The organism is Arthrobacter sp. MYb23 (genome assembly GCF_002979775.1).
Classification (GTDB): domain Bacteria; phylum Actinomycetota; class Actinomycetes; order Actinomycetales; family Micrococcaceae; genus Arthrobacter.
In genome coordinates, this window is sequence record NZ_PCPR01000051.1 from 1 (window position 1) to 3,941 (window position 3,941).

The window sequence follows — 3,941 nt, forward strand, 5'->3', positions numbered from 1 at the left end:
GAGCTGGGGGTCAGTGTGCGGGGCGGTCGGTCCGTTGCTTCGCGGCAGTTCCATGAGGGTGCGTTGCGGGTGCTCAGACCGCATTATCTGGATGAGAGCGGGCAGGTTTGTTATGTCATGGTCAATCCGGGCGGGGCGTATCTCGGGGCTGATCTGTTTGTTGTTGAGGTGGGGGTTGATGCGGGGGCGGATCTGTTGTTGACCACGCAATCGGCCACCAAGGTGTACCGGACTCCGGGCTCGTTTGCCGAGCAGCGGATGTGTGTCCGGCTGGGGGCGGGGGCGCGGTTGGAGCTGATGCCCGATCAATTGATCGCGTACCGGGAGGCGAGCTATCGGCAGAATTCGCGCTTTAGTCTCCACCCGACGTCGAGCGTTGTCATGGCGGAGGTCATCACGCCGGGATGGTCGCCGGACGGCGCATCCTTTAAGTACGAAGAGGTGCGGCTGCGGAATGAGATCTGGATAGAGAGTGACAGCGGCGCAAAACTGTTGGCACTGGACAACCTCCTGATGCGCCCACCTGTCAACGACGTGACCGGAATGGGGTTCATGGAGGGCTTTAGCCACCTGGGGTCGTTGGTGGTGGTGGACCCGCGGGTAGATCAAGGGCTTGCCGATGACCTGGACCGGATATCCAAGGAATTTGACGCATATACGGGTGTGTCTTTGACGGCGACTCTTGCCGGGAGTACCGGGCTTGTGCTGCGATCGTTGTCCAACAGCACTGAGGAACTCAACAAATTGCTGGGTGCCTGCACCGGCGTTCTGCGGGAACGCTGGTTTGGGCAGGCACCTTTGAACCTGAGGAAGTATTGATGACTGCGCTGACCGAGTTCGCCACCATGTATCGAGAGCGGGACACGTTGTCCCTGCGGACGCGGCTGTTGTTCACGTTCGGTGCCGTGGCCGCTTTGCACGCTGCCGCCGTCGTGCTGCTGCTTGTTGGTACAACCGGTGGCGCGCAGCCGCTGGCGCTGGGGTTGGTGATCACCGCCTACGTGGCCGGTATTAAGCACAGCTACGACTGGGATCACATCGCAGCGATCGACAACTCCACCCGCAAATTTGTGGCGCAGCACAGAGACCCCGTGAGCGTCGGCTTTGCCTTCAGTTTGGGCCACAGCTCCGTGGTGATCCTGGCCGGGCTGCTGGTGGTGGCGGGCGCCACGTTGATCGGGCAGTTCATGGAGGACGGCACCACCGGTAATAAGGTGCTGGGCCTGATCGGCAGTGGAGTGTCCGGGTTGTTCCTGCTCACTATGGGCTTGTTCAACGGCTCGGCGTTCGTCCGCGCCACCAACGTTTACCGCCAGGTGCAGCGCGGCGGTGACGTGCGGCCGGAAGACCTTGAAGCGAAAGGCTTTGTTGCCCGGCTGCTCGCCAAACCGCTGTCCAAAGTGGAGCGGCCGCGGAACATTTACGTGATCGGTTTCCTGTTCGGGCTTGGGTTCGATACCGCCACCACCATCGGGCTGCTGGTCATCACCACGACGGCGTCACTCGCCGGTGTTTCGCCGCTGGCCTTAATGGCGCTTCCGCTCGCGTTCACCGCCGCCATGACCCTATGCGACTCCATCAACGGCGTGGCCATGATGAAGATGTACAAGTCGGCCATCCACAACCCGCGGCGCAAGCTCGGCTTCAACGCCGTCATCACCGGAATCTCGGCGGTTTCGGCGCTGTTCATCGCCGTGATCACGCTGGGGAGCTTCGTGAATTCCGCCTTTGAACTCGAGGACCCCCTGACCACATGGCTTGGCAGTATTGACCTTGGAGACGCCGGACTGATCTTGGTTGGTTTGTTCGTGATCGTTTGGGCTGTGTCAGCGTGGCGTGGCCGGGCGGCCCATCCAAGTCGCAGTTGAGCGCGTTTAGAAGCCTCAGAACGCGCTCAACTGCTACCTACTTGGGTTAGGAAACCGCCACAGCGTTGAACAACTCAGTGGTGTCAACGCCGCGTTCCGGAGTATCCAGCACGTTGGTCAGGAACACGACGCAACGGTCCTGTTCCGGGAACATCCACCACTCCGTTCCGGACCAGCCCGGGTGCCCGTAGATCCCCTGCGCGAACAACTCAGACTCGTTGGCGGGCATCTGGAATCCGAGCCCGGTGTGACGTAAGGGCGCGGGCCGGGTGGTGATGTGCGAAACCTCTGTGGTGCGGGGGCGTCGCATGGCGGCAAGCGTTGCGGGACGGACGGCTTTCCCGGAATCCCGTAGGAGCTCGGAACCCAAATTGAGCAGATCGGTGGCCGTGCCGAACAGCCCTGCCCCGGGATGCCTGTTCTTGTACATGGCCTGGACATTAAGGCCCGCTGCATCTGTGCCGTGGACGGTGTGTGGGTTCGACTCCGTGTCGAACGTCAGGCCGTGGGCACCGGTATCAGCTGCCAGGGCTAGAAGCTGATCCTCGAACGGGGCACCGCCAGCCCACTCGGCCATTGCCGCGGCACCTTCAAAAGCTATGTTGCAGTACTGAACAAGGGAGCCGGCGTAGAAGGCTTGATCCGCGGAGGTGAGCGCTTCGCGGAGGGGAGTGCCGCCGTCGAGCGCTGGGTCCGCAATGCCGGAGCGGTGGCTGAGCAACTGCTCAAGAGTCACTGTGTCTGTGCGGCCGGCACCAAAGCCGGGAAGGGCGTCCGCCAGGGAGTTTCCCAGCGACAACTTGCCCAGTTCAACCTGCCGCATCACAGTCAGGGCGCTGATCGGTTTAGTGACTGAGAACAGCGCAAAGTGGTCATCGGGGGTGGCCTGCCTGCCGTCGTTGGACCCGAACGCCACAATGTCCTCAATGCCTCGGCTCGAAGCGATGCCCAGCACCGCAACAGGCACGCGATTGAGCTCTACCTGCTTGCGGGCCCAGTCTGCAGCGGGTCCTGTTTCCACCATGGTTTTTCACGCCTTCGCTCGGGGATTTTCGTCAAATCTATCGCGTGTGACTGAAGAAACTTGTGAACCCTGTAACCCTGGCCGCCCGGCCGGAAACTATACAAGTATCCTGCAGTTCAGGGCTCTATCCATCAGGGGGAACAATCGTGCTTTCCGAGCGCGAATTGGCGTTTATCGCCATTCACAAAGACAGCTACCCATCCGTTTTCAAGTTCGTCTGCCGACGTGTTGAATCCGCAGAGGTAGCTGAAGAGATCGCCGCCGACGTCTATCGCATCGTCTGGCAAAAGTGGTCCGACGATTCCCGCCCGGATCTTCCGTACCTCCTGACGGTTGCCAGGAACCTTGTGGGAAACGCATACCGGAGCCGCGACAGGCGCCTGGCGCTGCAGGAAAAACTGCGCACGACGGCGGTCCAGCGCTTTGGTGGCGACTCCGAAAACGTCGCGGTTCAGGACGCGATGGAACGCCTGCGGGAGAAAGACCGCGACATTTTGCAGATGGCGTACTGGGACGGTTTGGGGACCGCCGATATTGCCAAGGTTCTGCAATGCAGCGAATCGGCGGCCAAAGTCCGCCTTCACCGGGCCCGCACAGCCTTCCGGAAACATCTGCCTGCAGGGGCCGAATCGACTACACAGAAGATGGGGGTCTGAAGACAATGGATCCGATCAAGAACCAGATATCAGCGATTGACCCGCTCACTATCGAACCAGTGGCGGAACCCAACGGCGAAGAAGCGCTTCACAAAATCCTGTCCGGCACCACGGTATTCAGCGACAACCGCCCTCTCGCGGCAGTAACGTCCCTGGAGCAGCGGAGGCGCCGCAAAGTCCAGATCGCCGGAGGGCTGCTGCTCGGCGCTGCGGCCGTCACGGCAGGCGTCCTTGTTGCCTCAAGCTTCGAGACAGTCAGCTCCAATCCCATGCCCGCTGTGACACTCCCAACCTCAACGCCCACGCCCAGCGTTTCCGTCACTCCAACGCCCACGCCCACTGCGACACCCTCGGTCACCCCGTCGGCAACGCCAACCGCCACATCTACCCCAA

Annotated in this window: 4 protein-coding genes and 1 pseudogene; 4 read left to right on the forward strand and 1 reads right to left on the reverse strand. The window is 61.4% G+C overall.

All coding sequences use genetic code 11. From position 1 onward, the window contains the following. Both CQ020_RS23860 and CQ020_RS23865 read left to right on the forward strand, forming a co-directional pair. On the forward strand, positions 1-819 hold an 819-nt coding region (locus CQ020_RS23860), incomplete at its 5' end, for an urease accessory protein UreD (protein WP_258142185.1). Then, on the forward strand, positions 819-1,868 hold the full coding sequence (locus tag CQ020_RS23865; protein ID WP_105694311.1) for a HoxN/HupN/NixA family nickel/cobalt transporter: 1,050 nt from the start codon (positions 819-821) through the stop codon (positions 1,866-1,868). The genes CQ020_RS23860 and CQ020_RS23865, both read left to right, overlap by 1 nt. Before the next feature lie 46 nt (positions 1,869-1,914). Here CQ020_RS23865 and CQ020_RS23870 read toward each other — a convergent pair whose 3' ends face one another. Beyond that, complete coding sequence (locus CQ020_RS23870) at positions 1,915-2,892, reverse strand: serine hydrolase (RefSeq protein ID WP_105694312.1); 978 nt, start codon at positions 2,890-2,892, stop codon at positions 1,915-1,917. A gap of 146 nt (positions 2,893-3,038) precedes the next feature. Here CQ020_RS23870 and CQ020_RS23875 point away from each other — a divergent pair, with 146 nt between their 5' ends. Together CQ020_RS23875 and CQ020_RS23880 are read left to right on the forward strand one after the other, a co-directional pair. Next, positions 3,039-3,548 (forward strand): RNA polymerase sigma factor, encoded by a 510-nt coding sequence (locus CQ020_RS23875; protein ID WP_105694313.1) that lies wholly within the window; start codon positions 3,039-3,041, stop codon positions 3,546-3,548. 5 nt (positions 3,549-3,553) lie between these two features. Then, positions 3,554-3,941, forward strand: a pseudogene (locus CQ020_RS23880) (hypothetical protein); the annotation flags it as partial.

Excerpts from the sequence above, each read along its gene's own strand:
- CQ020_RS23865 (WP_105694311.1), top strand. The coding sequence starts at position 819 with ATGACTGCGCTGACCGAGTTCGCCACCATGTATCGAGAGCGGGACACG.
- CQ020_RS23870 (WP_105694312.1), bottom strand. The coding sequence starts at position 2,892 with ATGGTGGAAACAGGACCCGCTGCAGACTGGGCCCGCAAGCAGGTAGAG.